We start from the raw sequence: 21,228 nt of genomic DNA, 5'->3' as shown, positions 1-21,228 counted from the left end.
TAAACAAGTTTCATATCTTTTTCATCGCTTGTGATTAATGTGTTTAACTATCTTAGAAATCCATCTTCAAGTTAATTAATCAACTAGTTTTGTTAAAACACGAAGTTTGGCGCTACGCGCACGTTTGTTTGTGTTGATTTCGGTTTGCGAAGGGTAAATAGTTTTGACTTTGTATTCTTGACTTAACATAACTGGTAATTTGGGGTCGTTATGTTTAATTAATGAACCAAAAAAGTCTTTAACAATTTTGTCTTCAAGGGAGTGAAATGTAATAATCAGTAATTTGCCATTTCTTTTTAAGAAATTTAATGTTTTCTTAAGCATGTTTTTGAGTGAATCAAGTTCATTATTTACTTCAATACGGATGGCTTGAAAAATTGGTTTGATTAAATTTTTCTTACGTGTCATCGCATTTGGGTAAGTATCACGGATTAAAGTTGCTAACTCGGCAGTGGTGGTAATTGGTCGATGTTCTACGATTGCTTTGGCAATTTGCTTGGATAGCTTCACTTGCCCATAAGCATTTAAAATTTCGGCTAATTTTTCTACAGGATAATTGTTAACAACCTCATACGCGTCAAGTTTTTGTTCTTGATCCATTCGCATATCTAGGCGGGCATCTTGAAAGTACGAGAAGCCACGTTCTTGAATGTCGATTTGTGGTGAGCTTATTCCTAAATCGGCTAAGATTCCAGAAACTTTGTCAATTTTAAGTTGTGCTAGGTAATCGTTAAAGTGTTGATAGTCTGATTTAAATAGCTTAAAATTGTGTCCGATTTTGCCAAGACGGTTGCTACTTTTTTCTATAGCATAGTTATCTTTATCAAAACCGACCAAGAGCCCTGAATTTAACTTTTTGAGGATACAAGAGCTATGACCACCAAGGCCGATTGTTAAATCGACAATGATATCATCCTCTTGAATATTCAGTTGATCGATAACTTCATCTAATAAGACAGGAATATGTAATTCGCTACTCACTAGAATCCTTTATCAGAGATTGCTTGAGCTAAAGTTTCCAGTTTTTCACTTGGATTTTCGTTTTGGAATCTTTCGAATTTGGCTTTATCTCAAATCTCTACTTTATTGCCAACGCCAACAAAGACGAGGTTTTTTCCGATAGCGGCAAGGTTAATAAATGTTTGTGGAACCATAATACGGCCTTGTTTATCGATTTCTAATTGTTGAGTACGCGCAAAATAAGCTCTTTTAAACGTTCTTACGTTGCGATCAAACTCACTTTTTGAATTAAGTTCAGATGCAAACTTGTTTCATTCTGCCTCTGAACGTAATTCTAGAACATCTTCAAGGCCAAGGCTAACAAAAACAACCGAAGTTAACTGTTCACGAAACTTCGCAGGGATCATTACACGGTTTTTATCATCGAATGTTCTGTCAAATTGGCCGTAAAACATTTACCACTCCTTCCCACTATCTACCAATATTAAACCATAAATTACCAAAAACTCACAAAAATATTTTTTATTTTTTGCAAATGTGGAAAATTATGAAAACACAAATGAATAAAACAAGACCAAACTCACTCAAAAACTTAAAAACATCAAAAATCAAAAAATCAATATAATTAACGATATGAAGCAAAAGGCTTGGAAAACATTTACCCTTTTAACAGCAATAACACCATTATTTATGGCCTTTTCTTGTACACCTTTTTGACAAAAACGCCCCAAAACCCCCGATTTGAAGCCACAACCTACACCAACCCCTAATCCAACTCCTTTACCTAACCCACAAGATTTAAGTAAAATAAAAATCGCGCATTGAAACGTCAAAAATCAAAATGGTAAAAAAGAATTAAAAAATATTGCGCTTTCTACTATTATTGATAAAGAAAATTTCGATGTTGTTGGTTTAACAGAAATTGATGATGTACTTGGCGTTAGCGCGATTATTGAACTTCTTAATCAAAAGCAACCAACTTCTGTTTGACAATACACAATTTCTAGCAAGGATTACAAGGCATGAAAAAACAATAAATGACTTGAAGCAGATTCGCAACAACGCGAACATGTGGGAATCATTTATAAAGCAAGTAAATTAAAGTTAATTGACGAAAAACTTTACGAAAATATTCCATGAAGTAATTTACTCGATTTAAAAAACACTAGTGCTAGCAAATACTCTTATGTACGCCCACCTTATGGTGCTAAATTTCTAGATTTAAGTACAAACCAAGATTTTACTTGTGTTTTTAGTCATTTTGATTCACCTGGTGTAGCTAAAAAAGATGAAGTATTAGCAAGCGATTTTAATGAAAATTTTAGTGATGGTATAGGCGCACAAGAAGCCAACGAAGCACTTAATTTAAGTGCGGCAATGGCCGAGTTTGATCAGTGAGACGGTGAAAATAACGAACTAATTTTTATGGGTGATACTAATATTAAATTAGGAAAAGAAGCACTTACCTTTAAACCAATAATTGATGCAGGATACACTTTTTATTCCAAAGATTTGGATGAATGAAAAACTTCGCTTGGTAATAAATTTGGTAAATATGCAAATCCCTATGACAAAATGATTTATAAGGGTGATGCATTAATCAGTGATCCTGGTTTGATTAAAATTTATGATGCGTTAAAAGACGGTTATATTGATCAAAAATGAATCGATGATGTTATTAAAAGCAAAAAAACACCCCCAAGCGATCCCGAATCATATCCATACCAGTTTATTTCAGATCATTGTCCGGTTTTTCTAACAATTAACCTTGATAAAAACGATGTTAATTAAAACTAAATAATGTATATAATAGATAAACAATGAAATTTATCGACAAAACACGAATCAAAGTAACGGCAGGTAAAGGTGGTGATGGCATCATCTCTTTTCGTCGCGAAGCGCACGTAGATAAAGGTGGACCTGATGGCGGCGATGGCGGCGATGGTGGTAACATCTTTTTTGTTGGTGAACCTGGGATGAATACACTTTATAAATTTTATTTTCAAAAAAATATTAAAGGTAATAATGGCGTAAACGGTGGACGAAAAAATCTTTATGGCGCCAATGGAAAAGATGTTTTTGTAAAAGTCCCACTTGGTACCCAAGTGTTTGAAAATACAAAACTTATTGCTGATGTAATTGACGAAAACGCATATTTGATTTGCAAAGGCGGTAAAGGCGGTAAAGGTAATGCTAAATTTAAAACTGCTAAAAATAGTGCGCCACGATTAAGTGAAAATGGAATGCCTGGCGAATCAAAACAACTCGAACTTGAGCTTAAAGTGTTGGCAGATGTTGGTTTTGTAGGAGTTCCTAACGCTGGTAAATCAAGTCTTTTATCAGTTATTACCAATGCCAAGCCGAAAATTGCTAATTACGAATTTACAACAATTGATCCCCAACTTGGAATGGTAGAAATTTTTGGTGAAACATTTGTTGTCGCTGATTTACCCGGCTTAATTAAAGGGGCTCATGCTGGAAAAGGAATGGGGATCGAATTCTTAAAACATATCGAAAGATGTAAAATAATTGCCCATATTATTGATTTTAGTCTTGATTACCAACAAATTAAAGATAACTATCTTATGATTAACAAGGAATTAGCTAGTTATAAATTAAATTTAGGCAGCAAAAAAACATTAATTGTCGCGAATAAAATTGATTTAGAAAACGCAAATGAAAATATCGCTCATTTTAAGAAAGAATTTAAGCTTGAATTAACACCAATAAGTGCACTTAAGCAAGAAAATTTAAATGAATTAAAAGCTAAATTGCTTCAAATTCTAAAAAACGCCTTAGTCGAGGAAGTACCGAACGAACAAGTAAAGGAAGCATTTATTAGTTTTGATGCTCCGTTTAAAATCGAAAAACAAAACAACATTTTTATCATTTCGGGTTCAAAAGTTAAATACTGATATGAACGAATTCCGCTTAACTCTAACGACAACTTGCTCCGTTTTAATAAAATTTTAGAGAAAATGGGCGTTTGAAATGAACTATATAATTTAGGAATTAAGAAACTTGATACCGTAAAAATATACGATTATGAGTTTGAATGAAATGAGTAAAAAAAGTTAAATAAAAATTAATAAAATATATTATAATTACAAGGCTATATCATTTTAATATGCAACGCCGTGGAGAAGTAGCTCAGTTTGGCAGAGCGCTACGTTTGGGACGTAGTGGTCGCAGGTTCAAATCCTGTCTTCTTCACCATTTTATGGGGGGGTAGCTCACCTGGCTAGAGCGCCTGCCTTGCACGCAGGAGGTAGAGGGTTCGAGTCCCTTCCTCTCCACCATTATGGCACTGTAGCTCAGTTGGTTAGAGCATCCGGTTCATACCCGGAAGGTCAAGAGTTCGACTCTCTTCGGTGCTACCATTTGGAATATATTCAGCACACTGGACCCATAGCTCAATGGTTAGAGCACCCGGCTCATAACCGGTAGGTTGCAGGTTCAAGTCCTGCTGGGTCCACCAAGGGCAATTACCCAAGCCTGGCTGAAGGGACTAGTCTTGAAAACTAGCAGGGGCTTCACGGCCCGCGGGGGTTCGAATCCCTCATTGCCCGCCATTTATCTATTTATAATAGATGCCAATTCTTTACACATCGCGGAGTAGAGCAGTTCGGTAGCTCGTCGGGCTCATAACCCGGAGGTCATTGGTTCAAATCCAATCTCCGCAACCATGGTCCAGTGGTAAAGTGGTTTAATACGCCTCCCTGTCACGGAGGAGATCGCGGGTTCAATTCCCGTCTGGACCGCCATGGCTCTGTAGCTCAGTTGGTAGAGCAACGGACTGAAGCTCCGTGTGTCGCTGGTTCGATTCCTGCCGGAGCCACCATATGATGGAAATCGCCCCTTCGGGCTTTTTTTATAGCCATGAGCAGCATTTTGTGCTGCTTATTTTTTTTTATTTTTTCAACAAAAAACGTTGATTTATCATTGAATAAGGTAAAAAAGTTGTATTCTAAATTATTCATCTAAAAAGAATAAATTACCTAAATTTAAATGTAAAATATTTTACAAAATATTATCTTTTTAACGGCGTAATGTTAAAAAATTTACATATCCTAACTATAATATAATTAGTGGTATTAATACCACAAATTTATAGGAAGGAGAAGATAATGAAATTAAAAAGAGTTTTAGTAACACTGATTCCGTTGTCTATTATTGGCTTCGCATCATGTTCGATCTCGTGTTCTAGTGTTTCGAAACATGATCAAAAAGATATTGATCAATTCAAAACCAATTACGTAGATTACGTTAATGCGGATACGAATAATCTTGACATCAAACTTGTAAATAACGTCGAAAAAGCAGAACATGCTTTATCAGTTCTTTCTAAAAGTGCTAAAACACACTTAAAAGATGTTGAAAAAAAAGTTAGAATCATCAAAAAAGTTAAAACCGAGTATAACGCTTACGTTAAAGCTTTTTTAAGTTTTTTGCAAAATGATGACGCTAAACTTGAAAGCGGTTATGAAGCAAGTGGTTATAGACTAGTTAAAATTGCCCAAAAAGCAGTTGATGAATTCGAAAAAGCTAGTCAAGAAACTAAAACATTACTTGCAAAAATGATGCCAGAAATGGGAAAACTAGCCGAATTAAAAAAAATTGAAGCTGACATCGAAATACAAGAAGTTATTATCAAAAACAGTAGCGGTATTTACACACAAGTTGAAATTGATAATGCTAAAAAGCAAATTGGAATTTTAAATGCTAACAAGGCCGCTATTACAAGTGGTGTCGAGGAAGCAAAAACAGGTTTGGTAAAACGTCTTCAATTAATGATTAAAATGCAACAAACGCTTTACCCGATTAAACAACCTAGTGGTAAAACTAAAGCAAAAATTGACGAAATCTTAACTTTTGCTAACACTCTTAGTGGTAAAACTATGGGCGAAAAGGTTGCTGCCATTTCCCAAAAACTATTAGGTGTAACCTATGTTGGTAATAAGATGATTGGTTCTTTCGAAAAAGATATCGAAGAAATGCTTGTTCTTGATGTGTTGAGTCTTGATTGTTTTACGTATTTGGATTATACTGTTGCTTTTGCAATGTCAAAAAACTACGATGAATTCGTTGCTAATGTAGTAAAAGTTAGATATATTGATGGCCGAGTTGATTTTACAACTCGTAAACACTTCTTTACTGATTGAGGTACTGAAAATACCAAAATTGCAACTAATGCTGTTGATTTAATGAACGCCGGCGCTAAAGAAAAACATAAAGATTTAATCATTGAAGTCGAAAAATATATTAATGCTAAAAAAACAAACCCTAAAAAACCAGATGAAGTAACGGAATTTTGATTACCTGGCGTAAAAGCGGTTCATCGCAAATTTAAAGCAATTAAATTTACAAAAAATCACAATATTTTTAACGAACAATTTATTATGGACAATTTTAAAGAAGGTGATTTTGTAATGGTTGGAACCGACCTAGATGGGCTTGATGTTACCCACACTGGTATTTTAGTGTTTAAAAGTGGACCAGTTTATGAGTATGATGAAAATGGCTTAGAAGTTCGCGATGAAAAAGGCAATCCAAAATTAAAACTTGATGCTTCTGGTCAACCAATCATGGCGATAAAACCATTTTACAGAAACGCTAGATCAAATAAATCAGTAGTCGATGTTGATTTATTACATTATATGCGCGACCGCAACTGAAGTACCATTAACAAGCAATGATACGATCAGTTAAATGAAGAACAACTTGCTAAAGCGGGTAAAAAGAAAGCAAAATTAGTTGTGCCATTTATCCTATTCTATAGAGTAAATGAAGAACTTGATGATTAATAAATTATGAGTGAAAATACAATTGATGAATTAGAAACAGAAAAAAGAAACGTTCGTACGAAAAATTTATCGTCAAGTTCAGCATTAGAAATTGTTGAAATGATTAATAATGAAGATCGAATGGTTGCTGATGCGGTCCTTGCTAAAAAGCATAATATTGCCCGCGTCATCGATATTGCGTACGATTGTTTAAAAAATAAAAAAGGAAGAATTATTTATTTAGGCGCTGGTACCAGTGGCCGAATTGGGATTCTTGATGCAACTGAAATTTGACCAACATTTGGTGTAAAAAATAAGGTGATTGGTTTAATTGCCGGTGGTAAGAAAGCACTATTTGAAGCAGTTGAAAAAGCTGAGGATAATACCGAATTCGCGATTGAAGACTTGAAAAAAGTAAACTTAAATGCCAATGATATTGTTATTGGTATTACCGCTTCGGGTCGCACCCCTTATGTTCTTAGTGGGTTAAAATTTGCTAAATCAATTAATGCTAAAACGGCTTTAATTTGTAATTCGAGCCAAAAACAAAAACATGATTTTATTGACGAAATAATCTGTATAACTACCGGTGCCGAGGCTATTGCTGGTTCAACAAGAATGAAGGCAGGTACTAGTCAAAAAATGGTATGTAATATGATTTCTAGTGCTGTTATGACGAAATTAGGATATGTGGAAAGTAATTATATGATTAATCTTATTCCGACTAATTACAAATTAGAGCAACGCTGCAAAAATATTATTAAAACCCTTACTCATGCCCCAAACGAGCAAATTGAAACATATTTCAATTTAACAAAAAACGTCAAAATGACGCTATTAATGATTCAATACAATATTTCAAAAGAAAAAGCCGAAAAAATATATAAGGAGCTCTATGAATAAAACAAAAATTGAACAAGCAGCCTTTGAAATTATTTCCTTTGCTGGCGCTGCAAAAGCCTTATTTTCTGAAGCAATCGATTTAATTTCACAAAACAATTTAAAAACAGCAAAAGATAAAATTAAAGAAGGAAAACTTGAGCTTGCAAAAGTTCATAAGGCTCACTTTGAATTAATTTCATTTGAATCACAAGGTAATCAACTCGAATTTAGTTTATTACTTGTACATGCTGAAGATCAATTTATGTCAGCAGAAAACGCAATGTTTTTAGCGGAAAAATTATTGATTTTACCGCACAAAAATTCTTAAAACTAGTTGTATGAAGATAATTGTAAGTAATGTAAATTACTTTCATCTTTAATTAAGTATTCGAAAATCTTAATATAAAATGACGCTACTTTAAGTAATGAATCAGTAGTATAAAGTCTAAGTCCGCCTTTAAAGTCTTTAATGTTTTCAACCAAATTGAAGACATCAATCTTATCTTTGATTCCCATATGTTCAGGAACAAAGCTACTTGATAAAATGACTTTGGCTTTAGTATTGGCGATTACATCAAGAATTCAAGTATGTTGCAAAGAAAGTGAATTGACAATTAATAAATCTTCATTTGTTAAAAGCCGACTCAATCCAATTTGATCGTATTTGCTTTCCGGTGTCAAGACGCATTTATTTAGTCTTTGTAATTTATGAGCGAAGTCTAAATTATTAATGTACGAACCAGAAACGCCAATAAACATAATTTTATGTGACTTGCCAATTAATTCAGCAGATTTTTTAATCAATTCACTATAGATTGTTTTATCATCATCGTTCAAGATTGACTGATTATGAACAAAACAAAATTCATTAAAGTTATTGAATTCGCATTTTCTAACAAACTTAGAAATTGCTGCTGTTGAGACATTTAATTGTGCGGCTAATTCTTTAGTTTTATTGATTTTTGCTTGATTTTTTACTAATTTTAGTAATTCATTAGCAATATGCATATTAGTTGTTGAAGCATTTTTTCGTAAGTAATTAAGCTTCATTAAGTAAGTGTTCTTGATATTAAAATTTTCCATACTTTAATTATATTTAATTAAATTAAAAAACGAAAGGAGTAAATGTGTTAACTAACAAGTTTCCGAAAGTATTTTGACTTTCTTTATTAGCTGCCATTTTTATGATTATTAGTGTTTTGTTATTTATTCCTAGTGTCATTTATGTCGGCAAATCAAAACAAATTCAACATTACAATTTTAGTGATATCAACTTTATTGTTTTAATTACTTTAGAGATTATTTTTATCGCTTTATTAACTTATCACTTAATTAGTAGTCTTATTCGTGATTTAAAAAATAAATCATGAGCACAAGAAAAAACGACACGACTTAAAACGATAATGTTTTACACAGTTTCATTTACAATTTTGGTTGTTCTAGTGATTTCAAGTTTATTAACTCAATTTGGTTTTATTAATTGAGAACAAAATCTTAAACCGCTTGGTATTATTACCAAAAATGCAGATGGAACCCAAACACACAGTATTTTTGCTGAACCAATTTTACAACAAGCAAAAAAAGTTAATGATAGTTATAAATACTCTTTATTAAGTCTTGTCTTTGTTTATTTCTTTATTATCTTTGCTATCTTGGTAGCAAAAATCAGTTTAATGATAAAAAGTGCACGTGACACCAAAAAACAAAACAATCCAGAACAAGTAAAGGAAAACGTATAATGAATATTCTTTTAATTTGTTCTGGCGGAATGTCGACACATATTCTAATGAGTTCGCTTGAAAAAGAAGCAAAACAATTAGGTATTGAATTTACGGCCAACGCCATCGGCGTTGCTGAACTTGATGAATATGCTAGAAATGACTACGATGTAATCTTAGTGGCTCCGCAAATTCGTTTTAAATTCGCTGAATTTGAAAAAATTGCACAAGCAAAAAGGAAACTTATTTATCAAATTCAACCAACAGAATATAATCCTGTTGGTGTACCAAGATTGCTTAAAAATGTTAAAAAATTAATGGAGGAAAACAATGTCAACTAACCAAAAAGTTAAAAAATCAAGCATTGGTATGAACATTCTAAAGTGAATTGAACATACTTTTATGCCGATAATTAGCAAAATTAGTGATAATCGTTACATTAACGCCATCCGTAGTGGTATGGTTGCCGTTATTCCGATTTTGTTAATTGGTTCTACATTTCTTATTATTTATTTCTTCCCAATTGGAAGAACCGAAACATTTGGTGGCAAGATTTTGTTACCATATGAAGGTGGTCGTTGAGCATCATTCTTTATGTTGCCTTACCGACTAACCTTTCCTATGATGGGTTTCTTTGTTGTGATCGGAATTGCTCGGGCTTTAGCTCGTAGTTATAAACTTGATGATCAACAAGGAGTTTTCATCGCAATTATTGCTTATATTATTTCAATTGTGGGTCCGACCTATAAATCTGTAGGCAACCCCGCATTTACTACTGCCTCATTTGGTTCAGCCACAATCTTTGGTGGAATTATCGTTTCAATTTTTGCCATTGAAATCTTTAGACTTTGTGTTAAATATAAAATTACAATTCGTTTACCAAAATCCGTGCCACCAGTGGTAGCTAAACCATTTAATGCTTTAATTCCCATGCTACTTGTAATTGTTCCTGCAGTTTTACTATTTAATGTTGCTCATTTTGATCTCCATAAATTTGTTGCACTTTTATTACAACCTATCCAAGGATTATTAGCGGGAAACAACTACTTTGGTTTTATTATTGTGATTTTATTTGTTATGCTACTTTGAATTGCCGGAATTCACGGGATGGCAATAGTTGGAGCAGTAGCACGGCCATTTTGACTTATTGCATTAGATGAAAACACATCGTTACTTAGTACGTTAGGTAAAAACACCCTTACTGCTAGCGATGGCGCTAACATTCTTGTTGAACCATTCTTCCAATGATTTGTTTGAATTGGTGGTGCCGGTGCTACCTTAGGGTTATTAATCATTATGTTATTTATCGCTAAATCAAAATACATCAGAGCCGTAACCTATCCTTCGATCGTACCGGGAATTTTCAACATTAATGAACCAGTTATTTTCGGTTATCCACTTGTTTTAAATCCCATTCTTGCGATTCCTGCCATTTTAGCACCGCTAACAATGGGGACAATTTCATTTCTTGCAATGAAATTTAACTTAGTAAATGTGCCAACGCAACTTGTTGGTTGAACATTACCTTCACCAGTTGGTGCCATTTTAGCAACTGGTTTAGACTGAAGAGCGTTAGTGCTTTGCTTACTAATGATTGCTGTCTCAACCATTATTTGATGACCATTTGCAAAAATATACGACAATAAAATGTTAAAAGAAGAAATTGAAATGGAAGTTCAAGAACGTAAAGCAAAAGCTGAGGCTGAAAATCTTATGTTTGATGAAGATGCAGTCCGTGCCGAAATTACAAAAGAATTTAAAGCAAGAAGCATCTTTAAACGTCCTAAAAAACAAGCAAAACAAAATCAAGTTTAATTTTAATTAAAGGGAGAGTAATGCCTGAGTGAGTAATCTATATTTTATTAGTAGTTGCAATGTTGGTTGGTTATTTATTAGCAACATTTTTAGACCGTAACACTAACATTTTCAAGAAGATAAGTAGTTGAATAATTGTTCCGCTACCTTTTATTGTTCTTTTTGTAATTGGAATTCCTTTACTGTTGGTAAGACCACAACTACCATTTGAGACCATTTTCTATTCAGTTGCATTTCCCACCTTATTCTTTTGTGGGTTGTCGGTTGCAATTTATATCGAACGTTACACCAAATGACGTCAACGTAAACTTGATAAAGCAAAAGCGGCACAAAATGCTTTTGCTAAACCCACAAAAGAAACAAAAACTGATTTGCGAAAGGAAAAATAATGCTTGGAATTTCAATATATCCTGATAAACAAGATAAAAAGGAAATTATAAATTATATAAAACTTGCTGCTCGATATAACTTTAAGCGTATCTTTTCTTGCTTGCTTTCAATTAATAAAGAAGCAAAAATAATTAAAGAAGAGTTTTTAGAAATTAACGAACTAGCGAAAAAACTAGGCATGATGGTAATTCTTGATGTTAATCCTCGTGTATTTGAACAACTTGGTATATCTTATAAGGATTTATCTTTCTTTAAAGAGATAAAGGCTGATGGAGTCCGCCTTGATTTAGGTTTTAACGGTTTAACCGAAGCAGATATGACATACAATAAAGAAGACTTATTTATTGAAATTAATATGTCACTTGATTCGAAATATATCGATAATATTTTATCGTGTCGACCAAACATTAAAAAACTTATTGCTTGCCACAATTTTTACCCACAACGTTATACCGGTTTAAGCTTACCTTTCTTTGAAAACAGTAGTAAAAAATGCAAAGACTTTCACATGCGCACTGCGGCATTTGTTAACTCAAGCGGCGCCGTTGGTCCTTGACCTTTAAGTCATGGCTTGCCAACTTTAGAAATGCACCGTGACTTAAATATTAAAGTCCAAGCAAAACATTTATTTGCTACTGGATTAATTGATGATGTTATTATCGGGAACGCTTTTGCTAGCGAAAAAGAGTTAAAAGCATTAAGTAGTATCAACTCTGATTTAATTTGCTTCACTCTTACCAAATCATCATTAAAAAATACCACAAATTTAGAAAAAGAAATCCTGTTTAAAAATAATCATTTTCGTCGTCCTGATACCAACGCCTACACAATTCGATCAACGCAATCACGAGTAAAATATAAAGAAAACGACTTCCCAGCTCATGATACACCTCCAGTTTTAAAACGCGGTGATGTTGTTATTTGCAACAATAATCTTAAACAATATAAAGGTGAATTACAAATTGTTTTAAGCGAACATAAAAACATTGAAATGGGTAAAAATGTCGTTGGCAAAATCGATCCAGATGAAATGATTCTGCTTGATTACGTACTCCCAATAGGAAAATTTACTTTTGAAGAATAATTATCATATTATTGGTTTAATGTCGGGCACAAGTGTTGATGGGCTTGATATTGCTTATGTCGAAATTAATGATGAACAAAAACTAAAACATAAGTTACTACAATTTCAAACTATTCCTTTCCCAGAAACATTAAAAACCAAAATCCTCTCTGCATTTAATAAAGAAAAAAACCGCACGATTCTTTTGTTCCTTAAATTTCGAAATAGCAATTTTCTTTGCTAATAGCGTTAATGAATTTTTAAATAAATATCGTATCGAACACACAAAAATTGATTATATTGCCACACACGGCCAAACAATATATCACTTAATTAACCCTGGTTTAGGCGAAGTAAAATCAACTTTGCAGCTAGGCGATATAAGCGTCATTGCAAAGATGACAAAAATTCCTACAATTGGCGATTTTCGTCCAGCAGATATAGCTGTAGGTGGTCAAGGTGCGCCCTTAGTTGTCTATCCTGATTACTTACTTTTCCGTCATCCACAAGAGACAAGACTTTTACAAAATATTGGTGGTATAGCAAATGTTACAGTTCTTGATGACGACATTAAAAGAGTATTTGCTTTTGATAACGGACCAGGAAATGTTCTTATCGATATGGCGGTAAAACATTTTTATAATAAGGATTTTGATATTAATGGTAAAATCGCAAGTAAAGGTAAAATTAACCAAGCAATTGTTGACTTTTTACTTACTGATCAGTATTATCAAAAACAACCACCCAAAACAACTGGACGCGAAAAATATGATAAAAAGTTATTTCAATTAATCTTAAATAAATTTAAGTCGGTGTCTAGTTATGATATCGTTCGTACTTTAACCTTTTTTACTGCATACATTATTGCTGATAGTTATAAACGCTTTGTATTTGAAAAACACAAAAAATATACAGTTTATTTATCAGGTGGTGGCGCTAATAATCCTGTGATTTTAAGTGATTTAAAAACACTTTTGCCAGACATAAAAGTTACCACTTCAACTGAACTAGGTATTAATCCAGACGCCAAGGAAGCAATTGAATTCGCTATTTTAGGATACCTTTTTGTCAAGGATATAAGCAGCAATGTTCCTAAGGCTACTGGAGCTGACGAATTTACAATTCTTGGCAAGTTAGCAAAATAATTTAAAAAATATCCGCATTTAAAATCGCGGATATTTTATTTTTTCAACAAAAAATACTTAAATTGTGTTGAAAATATTATTTTTGTGTTTTTTAATTTTCCTGAGTTTTTTCTTGTTCACGTTCTTCTTGTTTTTTGGTTTCACCAGCTATATGACAACGGCGACAACGTGCCTCATATTCATCAGAATCGCCAATGTAATTTAGTTTTTTAACATCGACTTTCCGGAATGAACAAGAAGCATCAAGTTTACATTGCATACAAACGGCTTTTAGTTTTGAAACTTCTTCAGCCATTGCTAAAAGTTTTGGCAACACTCCGTAAGGACGACGTAAATAATCTTGGTCTAGTCCTGCAACAATTACACGAATGCGTTTTGCTGTTAATTCTTCAATCACAGGAATAATATCATCTTTAAAGAAGTTAACTTCATCAATCGCTACTGCTTTAATGGAATTATCAACTAGGCTTAAAATTTCTTCAGCGTTTTCAACATTGTGAGCAGGAAATTGAATTGTATTTCTTGAAACAATAAAATCTTCGCTAAAACGAGTATCAAATTTTGGTTTGATAACCAGCGTTTTAATATTAGCGTATTTTAATGTGTTAATTCTTTTAATTAATTCTTCAGTTTTGCCCGAGAACATTGGTCCAGTAATAACTTCCAATGTTCCCTCGCTGTATCTTCTATACATTAGATGAGACCTTCTTTTTTAAGAAGTTCTTTTACTTCTTCTTGTGAGTCAAGTTCAAGTGCTTTCGCTGCTACACTTTGTAATTTTTTAAATGAGAAGCGTGAAATTAATTCACGAGTTTGTAATACTTTTGAAGCTGACATCGAAAATTCGTCTAATCCTAATCCGATAAGCAATGGAACAGCGTTTTTATCTCCCGCCATTTCACCGCACATACCTGCTCATTTACCATTTTCGTGCGCACCATCAATTGTATGTTTAATAAATCTTAAAATTGAAGGGTTGAGTGGTTGGTATAGGTTTGATACATTTTCATTCATCCTGTCAGCAGCCATTGAATATTGAATTAAATCATTAGTACCAATTGAAACAAAGTCTGCATATTTAGTAAATTTATCAACTAAAATTGCTGCGGCTGGTGTTTCAATCATTAAACCAAACTCAATATCTTTGAGTTTTCCGATTTGTATTTTTTCTTTTTTAAGTTCATTATAAGTTTCAGTAAAAATTTCTTTTGCTTTTAAGAATTCTTTCACGTGAGTAATCATTGGAATCATAATTCCAAGTTTACCAAAATATGATGCCCGAATTAAAGCTCTTAATTGTGTTTTAAAAATTTCGGTTTCTTTTAAACAAAGACGAATTGCCCGGTATCCTAAAAATGGATTGTCTTCTTTAGGGAAATCATAGTATTTAAGTTGTTTATCGCCACCAATATCTAAAGTACGAATGATTACACGTTTTCCATTCATTTTTTGAAGTACAATTTTGTAGGCATTGAATTGTTCTTCTTCTGTTGGTCAGTGATCATTATCCATATATAAGAATTCACTTCTAAATAATCCTACTGCTTGTGCGTCGTTTTCAATAACATTATCAACTTCACCGACACCACCAATATTAGCAGCAAGCTCAACTTCATGTTTATCTTTAGTTAAAGATTTTTTACCTTTGAATTTTTTAAGAGTTTCTAGTCACTCAAGGTATTTTTTACCTTTAGCATCATATGCTTTGATTTCTTCCTTGCTTGGATTAATAATAACTTCACCATCAATTCCATCAAGTGTCATTGTATCATCATGCCCTACTTTATCAAGTAAGCCAGTAATTCCAACCACACTAGGAATGTTTAATGTACGAGCCATAATTGCTGTATGTGAAGTTGGGCCCCCGATTTCGGTTGCAAATCCTTTAACAAACTTTTTATCAAGTTGCACAGTTTGGCTTGGGCTAAGATCGTGCGCTACTATAATCACTTCTTCGTTGATTTTTGTTAAGTCAATTTCCTTGATACCTTGAATATTAAAAATAATTTTCTTTTTAATGTCAAGAATATCAGGAATTCTTTCAAGCATATATGGATCATTAATTGCTTTAATCGTGTTAATTGTTTCATCAAATGAGCTACTAATTGCGTTTGAAAGCGTGTAACCTTTTTCGAATATAAAAGTTTTAACGCTTTCTTTAACAAGTGGATCAATTGCAATAAATGATAATGCCGAGAAAATTCCCGCTTGTTCGCTATCTCAAGATAACATTTCCTTGTATAAACCATCTAAATAATCACTAACAGCCTGTGATGCTTTTTCGAATTGTAAGAACATCTTGGCTGCATCTTGTTTTAAATTAATTGTTGTATCAATTTCAAGTTTTTGTTCAATTAATTTGAATACCTTGCCACTGACAACACCGCTTGATGCGGCTATTCCTTTAAGTTTCATTTTACCCTCCGTATTTTTATAGTATGTAATATACGTATTATATATTATTACTATCTAATTGGCTCTTATATATTTGCTAAAAAAACCTTGAAACTTATCCCACATTCTAGGCAAATATAAAGGCACACAAGATATAATTAGAATATGAATAAACTACTAGCCTTGGATCAAAAAATTCAAGAGCAAATTACAGATATTAAATTAATTTATAATGGGTTTCATAATACTAGTTATGAAGCTTTTTGAAACAATCAAAAAGTTCAAATCAGAATTCCAAACACACGTTTAGTAAATTATGAAAATGAGGCAAAAATATTAGCAAAAATGCCAGATACTATTTATTATCAAAATGGTATTTTAATCCGCAAGTGATTTGAAGGTGAAACACTAGAAAAAATTAAACTCGATCATCTTAAGTTAAATAATCTTTTAGAAACTATAAATGATTTTCATAAATTAAATATTGAACTAGCTGATGCTGATTTTTTTTGTTATGGAAAAGGTACAGTTAAATACCAAAAACTAGTAATGAAATATCACAACTCTCCCACAGTTATTTGTCATATGGATTTAAATAAAAAAAATATTTTAATTAATAAAAATAATCAGATTAAACTCATTGATTTGGAATGAGCACGAAAGTGTCACAAGGCCTTTGATGTCGTTAGTTTATATAAAGAATTTAATATCGATAAAGAAATTTTAATAACTAACTTTAATCTTTCGAAAACCGAGTTTAATGACTTTTTATACATTGCAAATGAATTTGAAAAAATGGCATATGCTCACACGTATAAAAAACTTATTAAAGAACATCTTGTTCCAAATAAACAAGTAACATATTTTAATAACCTTGTAATTAAGAAAAAAAACAAAAATAACTATAATTACGCCATAAAACAAACTTTTTTCAATAAGTATATTTTTGCACCAAAAGTTATTTATGAAGATGACGATTACTTTGTAAGCAAAAAAATATCAGCGCAAAACATTAATTTAAAAACGCCATTTTGACTAAAAAAAATTGCTACAACTTTAAGAAAATTTCACGCAATTAAAACAGATACCAACCCCTTTAATTTATTCAAATATATTGATGATAATTTTAGTGAGATTATCAAGAACAATAATTTATTGAATGCAAATTTTACACAACTAGAAATCTCAGAAATTTTAGAGTTGTGTAAAAATATTAAACCAGATGCATTTTGTCATAACGATTTATCGTTGGCAAACATTTTAGTTGATGAACAAGAAAATGTAAAATTTATCGATTTTGAATACACTGGGTTAAATAACCATCACTTTGATTTGGCTTATTTTGCAAGCAATTCAATGTTAAATGAAAATGAAGAAAAATATTTTCTTGCAGTATATAAAAATTACGATTGAACAACCTACATCAAGTGCAAAGTAATTGCCAACTTTTATGGTTTGCTTTGAACTCTGCGCTATCAAGATTCGTTTGATATTAAAGTGAATATTGCTTATATTAAAAATGGTCTTAAAGATTTGAAAAAAATAAAAAACTAGCGAGCGCTAGTTTTTTTTATTAATTAATCAATCTTGATTTTAATACTTGGACCCATTGTTGCTGAAACAGTTAAGTTTTGAATGTATGTTCCTTTAACTGCTGCTGGTTTAAGTTTTTTAATGGTTGCAATTAAAGTTTTAGCATTTTCAACCAACTCTACTTCTTTCATTGTTGCTTTACCAATAAGTGAGTGAACAATTCCTGCTTTGTCGGTACGATAGTTTGCTTTCCCCTTTTTAAGTTCAGCAACTGTTTTATCAGGAGTAGGAGTAACAGTTCCTGTTTTAGGGTTCGGCATTAAACCTTTAGGTCCTAATTTTTTACCATATTTTCCTAAAAGAGGCATCATTTTTGGTTCAGCCACCATTACATCAAAGTCAAGTTTATCTTCTTTAAGTAATGCTTCAAGTTCGGGACCATCAACAATGATATCTGCTTTAGCAGCTTCACAAAGCTTTTTATTTGCAGGATTATCTGTTGCTACAAGCACACGCACAGTTTTTCCTGTTCCATGAGGTAGAACAACAGCTCCTCTAAGTTGTTGGTCTGCTTTTCTAACATCTAAGTTCAATTTAAATGCAAGGTCGATTGATGCAGGAAATTTTGAATATGAAGTTTTAATTGCTAAGCTAATTGCTTCTTCTAAAGAGTAAATATTATTAGCATCAACAAGCTTTCTTGCAGCTTGTAATTTCTTTCCAACGTGGGCCATTATTTAGCCTCCTCTGCTTCTTTTTCTTTCTTAGCTTTTTCTAAGTCAGCATGAGTAACAACTTCAATTGGTTTGTCTTTAGATTCGGCAGCAGCTTTTGCTTCTTGTTCAAGTTTTTCTTCTTGTGCTTGAGCAATTGCTGCTTCTTTAGCAGCTTGTTGCGCTTCAGCTTTTGCCTTAGCGATATCATCAATTCCTTCAACTAAAATTCCCATATTTTTTGCAGTACCTGCAATAATTTTCATTGCAGCTTCAACATCTTCAGTATTAAGATCTGGAAGTTTATATTCAGCGATTTGACGCAATTGTGCACTTGTGATTGTGCCAACAATAGTTGTTTTTGAGTTAGCGCTACCTGATTTTAATTTAGCAGCTTGTAGTAACTTAAAACTTGCTGGTGCGGTAAATAATTTGTAATCAAATGATTTATCCTTGTACACAGTAATTTCGACAGGAACTGGTTCGTTCCCACGATCTCTAGTCGCATCATTAAAAGCCTTTGTAAACTCAGGCATATTAATACCAACACCAGCAAGTGCTGGTCCAGGTTTAGCTTGTCCGGCGTTAAATTGTAATTTAGCAACACGAACAATTTCTTTTTTTGCCATAGTTTTATATCCTTTCAATATATGTGGTACTAGCGAATCATTCTCCCACTAGCTAGAGGCAATTAAAATTGCCTTTTTATTATATAACAAATATGTTGTTTTTTTGTTATTTTATCTTTGTCGAATCCTATGGTCGTTGCTTTGTGATAAATATCAGTTAAAAATAAAAAAACATTAAACTTAAATATTCAAGAAAAAATAAAGAAAATTTACTGAAAATAAATAAAAAATGATTGTATAAAAAACAAGCAAGGCGCTTGTTTTTTATTATCAGATTTTTACCCTTTTTTCAGGGGCTATAAACATTGCATCACTTGCTTTGACGCCAAACACTTCGTAAAAAGCGTCATGATTTTTAATTTGAATATTTGCTCTTAATTTTGTTGGCGCATGAACATCACTTTTAAGAAGTAATTCACCATATTCTTTTCGATATTTACTTCTTCAAACATTTGCTCAGTTATAAAAGAATGATTTCGCATCAAAATCTGGCTCAAGTTTGGCTGCTTCATATGCACAAGCAAACCCGCCTAAATCGGCAATATTTTCGCTAACTGTTAATTTACCATTACATTTTCCATAAGGTGAGTCTTGACCTTCAAATAAGTCAATAACACCTTGTGCTCGTTTTTTAAATTCTTTTCGATCTTCATCAGTTCATCAGTTATTAAGATTACCTTTTTCATCGAACTGTGACCCATTATTATCAAAAGCGTGAGAAATTTCATGAGCAATAACCGATCCAATTCCTCCATAGTTTGCGCTTGAGTTATATTTCAATGAATAGAATGGTTCATCTAAAATAGCCGCAGGGAAAACAATTACATTTTTAAATGGATGAAAGTAAGCATTAACTACAGCAGGTGACATTTCTCAAAGATTTTTATTAACTGGTTCTAAGTATTGCGCAAATGCGTATTTGGTAAAAATCGCTCTAAATTTAAGAATATTTTTAAGAATTGAAGGTGCGCTTTCTTGCGGTAAAAGTGTTTCGTATTCATCGTAAAACGACTCATATTCTTCAGGGTAACCGATTTTCTTTTCAAGTGCTTCAAGTTTAGTGATTGCTTTTTCGATTGTTCTTTTTGATAATCAAGTATTTTTCCGCAAACGGTTTTTATAAATACCAATCATATTGTCAACCATATGCTCAACGTTTTCTTTTGCTTTGGCACCAAAAGTTGTTTTTGCATAATAGATTCCAAATGGCATACGGAATGTGCCAGATGCAACTTGGAAAGCAAACTTCTTAAGAGTTGGTAGTTTTTTTGTACCAGTAATTGCAGCACGGAAAATTTGTGCGGTTTCACGAAAATCATCTGATAAATATTGCGCGTGAGCTGCAATAAACTGACAAATCATTCTCGACTTAAAAAGATGGAAATTATCTTTTGTATAAATTGAATTAATTGCATCAATAAATCGTGGGTTATCAACAATCACGGTGTCAGCGGGTTTACTAATTAGAGCGTTTCCAAGTTTTTTAACATCAAAAATTGCTGATTTTTGATTAATATCGTCAAATTTGAAAACGTTATAACTCTTAACATAATCAGCTTCTTCTTCACTTGATTTTGCCATTTCAATTAATAATTTATCAAATTCAATTGCTTGTTCTACTTCTTGTTTTGCTCGCTTTTCATCAAAACCAAGCATTGTTCATAGCTTGATCATCATTTCACGATAAGCATTTAATAGTTTTTCACATTTTTCTTCATTAGCATAATAAGCTTTATCTGGCAAGATTAAATTTGGATGCCCCATTGCTAGAACTTGTTTTGTATTATCGACAAAATCCTGAGTAATTCCAAATTGAAAAGGCAACAAACTGCCTAAATATTCAAGGTTTTTAAAGTTTTTTGCAATGTCATCATAACTTTGTAACACTTCAAATTCACGAAGAATTACTAATAAAAGTTGTGAACCTTTTATTTGGTTTCTTGATTTGTGATCCGATGTAATCTTGTAAAATTTAGCAAAATTTTTAATTGTATTATCCTTGATATCATCAATATTTTTTACAAGTTTATCAGCAAAAGCGATAACTTTTTTCTCAATTTGTAAATCTAATTCTACAAATCCACCTGTTCCATTTCGATCAGCAGGAATTTTCGCTTTTTTCAATCAATCCTTATTAACTTCTTCATAAAAATCTGTTTTTAAGTTCTGTAAATTATATTTCATATGAACTCCTTTAATACTT

Annotated in this window: 19 protein-coding genes, 8 tRNA genes and 1 pseudogene; 20 read left to right on the top strand and 8 right to left on the bottom strand. The window is 32.4% G+C overall.

Translation table 4 applies throughout. The annotated features are described in order from the left end of the window. Nucleotides 1-75 precede the first annotated feature (75 nt). Nucleotides 76-981, bottom strand: coding sequence for a 16S rRNA (cytosine(1402)-N(4))-methyltransferase RsmH (gene rsmH, locus NPA09_RS02035; RefSeq protein ID WP_129721671.1), 906 nt, complete (start codon nucleotides 979-981; stop codon nucleotides 76-78). Then, nucleotides 981-1,415 (bottom strand): division/cell wall cluster transcriptional repressor MraZ, encoded by a 435-nt coding sequence (gene mraZ, locus NPA09_RS02030; protein WP_129721673.1) that lies wholly within the window; start codon nucleotides 1,413-1,415, stop codon nucleotides 981-983. The genes rsmH and mraZ overlap by 1 nt, the downstream gene beginning before the upstream one ends. Before the next feature lie 178 nt (nucleotides 1,416-1,593). Here mraZ and NPA09_RS02025 point away from each other — a divergent pair, with 178 nt between their 5' ends. The 13 genes from NPA09_RS02025 (at nucleotide 1,594) to NPA09_RS01965 (ending at nucleotide 7,953) form a co-directional block, all read left to right on the top strand. Beyond that, nucleotides 1,594-2,751 (top strand): endonuclease/exonuclease/phosphatase family protein, encoded by a 1,158-nt coding sequence (locus NPA09_RS02025; protein ID WP_129721675.1) that lies wholly within the window; start codon nucleotides 1,594-1,596, stop codon nucleotides 2,749-2,751. Between the two features lie 29 nt (nucleotides 2,752-2,780). Next, entirely contained in the window at nucleotides 2,781-4,028 is a 1,248-nt protein-coding gene (obgE, locus tag NPA09_RS02020; RefSeq protein WP_129721677.1) for a GTPase ObgE, read from the top strand. A 71-nt stretch (nucleotides 4,029-4,099) separates the two neighbouring features. After that, nucleotides 4,100-4,176, top strand: a tRNA-Pro gene (locus NPA09_RS02015). Between the two features lie 6 nt (nucleotides 4,177-4,182). Beyond that, nucleotides 4,183-4,259, top strand: a tRNA-Ala gene (locus tag NPA09_RS02010). Between the two features lie 4 nt (nucleotides 4,260-4,263). Beyond that, nucleotides 4,264-4,340 (top strand) — tRNA-Met (locus tag NPA09_RS02005). Between the two features lie 22 nt (nucleotides 4,341-4,362). Then, nucleotides 4,363-4,438: transfer RNA gene (locus NPA09_RS02000), tRNA-Ile, on the top strand. A gap of 1 nt (nucleotide 4,439) precedes the next feature. Then, nucleotides 4,440-4,532 (top strand) — tRNA-Ser (locus NPA09_RS01995). 37 nt (nucleotides 4,533-4,569) lie between these two features. Next, nucleotides 4,570-4,646 (top strand) — tRNA-Met (locus NPA09_RS01990). A gap of 1 nt (nucleotide 4,647) precedes the next feature. Then, nucleotides 4,648-4,724 (top strand) — tRNA-Asp (locus tag NPA09_RS01985). Between the two features lies 1 nt (nucleotide 4,725). Continuing rightward, a tRNA-Phe gene (locus NPA09_RS01980) sits at nucleotides 4,726-4,801 on the top strand. A gap of 286 nt (nucleotides 4,802-5,087) precedes the next feature. After that, nucleotides 5,088-6,764 (top strand): N-acetylmuramoyl-L-alanine amidase-like domain-containing protein, encoded by a 1,677-nt coding sequence (locus tag NPA09_RS01975; protein ID WP_129721678.1) that lies wholly within the window; start codon nucleotides 5,088-5,090, stop codon nucleotides 6,762-6,764. Nucleotides 6,765-6,770: 6 nt separating this feature from the next. Then, nucleotides 6,771-7,646 (top strand): N-acetylmuramic acid 6-phosphate etherase, encoded by an 876-nt coding sequence (locus NPA09_RS01970; RefSeq protein WP_129721679.1) that lies wholly within the window; start codon nucleotides 6,771-6,773, stop codon nucleotides 7,644-7,646. Next, entirely contained in the window at nucleotides 7,639-7,953 is a 315-nt protein-coding gene (locus NPA09_RS01965) for a PTS sugar transporter subunit IIA (protein ID WP_129721680.1), read from the top strand. Before NPA09_RS01970 ends, NPA09_RS01965 begins: the two co-directional genes overlap by 8 nt. 2 nt (nucleotides 7,954-7,955) lie before the next feature. Here NPA09_RS01965 and NPA09_RS01960 read toward each other — a convergent pair whose 3' ends face one another. After that, nucleotides 7,956-8,708, bottom strand: coding sequence for a MurR/RpiR family transcriptional regulator (locus NPA09_RS01960; RefSeq protein WP_129721681.1), 753 nt, complete (start codon nucleotides 8,706-8,708; stop codon nucleotides 7,956-7,958). A 44-nt stretch (nucleotides 8,709-8,752) separates the two neighbouring features. Between NPA09_RS01960 and NPA09_RS01955 the strand changes: the two genes are divergently transcribed. From NPA09_RS01955 to NPA09_RS01930, 6 genes and pseudogenes are all read left to right on the top strand, one after another. Further along, on the top strand, nucleotides 8,753-9,364 hold the full coding sequence (locus tag NPA09_RS01955; protein WP_129721683.1) for a hypothetical protein: 612 nt from the start codon (nucleotides 8,753-8,755) through the stop codon (nucleotides 9,362-9,364). Further along, nucleotides 9,364-9,684 carry a PTS sugar transporter subunit IIB gene (locus tag NPA09_RS01950; protein ID WP_129721685.1) on the top strand — a complete coding sequence of 107 codons (321 nt, stop codon included), beginning with the start codon at nucleotides 9,364-9,366 and terminating at the stop codon, nucleotides 9,682-9,684. The genes NPA09_RS01955 and NPA09_RS01950 overlap by 1 nt, the downstream gene beginning before the upstream one ends. Further along, on the top strand, nucleotides 9,674-11,158 hold the full coding sequence (locus NPA09_RS01945; RefSeq protein WP_129721687.1) for a PTS transporter subunit EIIC: 1,485 nt from the start codon (nucleotides 9,674-9,676) through the stop codon (nucleotides 11,156-11,158). Before NPA09_RS01950 ends, NPA09_RS01945 begins: the two co-directional genes overlap by 11 nt. Nucleotides 11,159-11,178: 20 nt before the next feature. Further along, the gene (locus NPA09_RS01940) at nucleotides 11,179-11,547 is read left to right on the top strand and encodes a hypothetical protein (protein ID WP_129721689.1); all 369 of its coding nucleotides are present in this window, start codon (nucleotides 11,179-11,181) and stop codon (nucleotides 11,545-11,547) included. Further along, nucleotides 11,547-12,632 (top strand): DUF871 domain-containing protein, encoded by a 1,086-nt coding sequence (locus NPA09_RS01935; protein ID WP_129721691.1) that lies wholly within the window; start codon nucleotides 11,547-11,549, stop codon nucleotides 12,630-12,632. Before NPA09_RS01940 ends, NPA09_RS01935 begins: the two co-directional genes overlap by 1 nt. Nucleotides 12,633-12,651: 19 nt before the next feature. Then, nucleotides 12,652-13,756, top strand: a pseudogene (locus NPA09_RS01930) (anhydro-N-acetylmuramic acid kinase). Between the two features lie 91 nt (nucleotides 13,757-13,847). Here NPA09_RS01930 and NPA09_RS01925 read toward each other — a convergent pair. Both NPA09_RS01925 and ptsP read right to left on the bottom strand, forming a co-directional pair. Continuing rightward, entirely contained in the window at nucleotides 13,848-14,450 is a 603-nt protein-coding gene (locus NPA09_RS01925) for a thymidine kinase (RefSeq protein WP_129721697.1), read from the bottom strand. After that, complete coding sequence (gene ptsP / locus NPA09_RS01920; protein ID WP_129721699.1) at nucleotides 14,450-16,171, bottom strand: phosphoenolpyruvate--protein phosphotransferase; 1,722 nt, start codon at nucleotides 16,169-16,171, stop codon at nucleotides 14,450-14,452. Before ptsP ends, NPA09_RS01925 begins: the two co-directional genes overlap by 1 nt. 144 nt (nucleotides 16,172-16,315) lie before the next feature. On the opposite strand from ptsP, the gene NPA09_RS01915 reads away from it, so the two are divergent. Beyond that, on the top strand, nucleotides 16,316-17,704 hold the full coding sequence (locus NPA09_RS01915; RefSeq protein ID WP_129721701.1) for a phosphotransferase: 1,389 nt from the start codon (nucleotides 16,316-16,318) through the stop codon (nucleotides 17,702-17,704). 23 nt (nucleotides 17,705-17,727) lie between these two features. Here NPA09_RS01915 and rplA read toward each other — a convergent pair whose 3' ends face one another. The 3 genes from rplA to NPA09_RS01900 form a co-directional block, all read right to left on the bottom strand. After that, complete coding sequence (gene rplA, locus NPA09_RS01910) at nucleotides 17,728-18,417, bottom strand: 50S ribosomal protein L1 (protein ID WP_129721703.1); 690 nt, start codon at nucleotides 18,415-18,417, stop codon at nucleotides 17,728-17,730. Beyond that, nucleotides 18,417-19,025 carry a 50S ribosomal protein L11 gene (rplK, locus tag NPA09_RS01905; RefSeq protein WP_129721705.1) on the bottom strand — a complete coding sequence of 203 codons (609 nt, stop codon included), beginning with the start codon at nucleotides 19,023-19,025 and terminating at the stop codon, nucleotides 18,417-18,419. Before rplK ends, rplA begins: the two co-directional genes overlap by 1 nt. A gap of 267 nt (nucleotides 19,026-19,292) precedes the next feature. Beyond that, nucleotides 19,293-21,209 (bottom strand): M13-type metalloendopeptidase, encoded by a 1,917-nt coding sequence (locus NPA09_RS01900; protein ID WP_129721707.1) that lies wholly within the window; start codon nucleotides 21,207-21,209, stop codon nucleotides 19,293-19,295. Nucleotides 21,210-21,228: the final 19 nt, after the last annotated feature.

Source organism: Mycoplasmopsis equigenitalium (assembly GCF_024498255.1).
In the GTDB taxonomy this organism is placed as follows: domain Bacteria; phylum Bacillota_I; class Bacilli_A; order Mycoplasmatales; family Metamycoplasmataceae; genus Mycoplasma_H; species Mycoplasma_H equigenitalium.
This window is presented reverse-complemented; position numbering and strand designations above follow the sequence as displayed.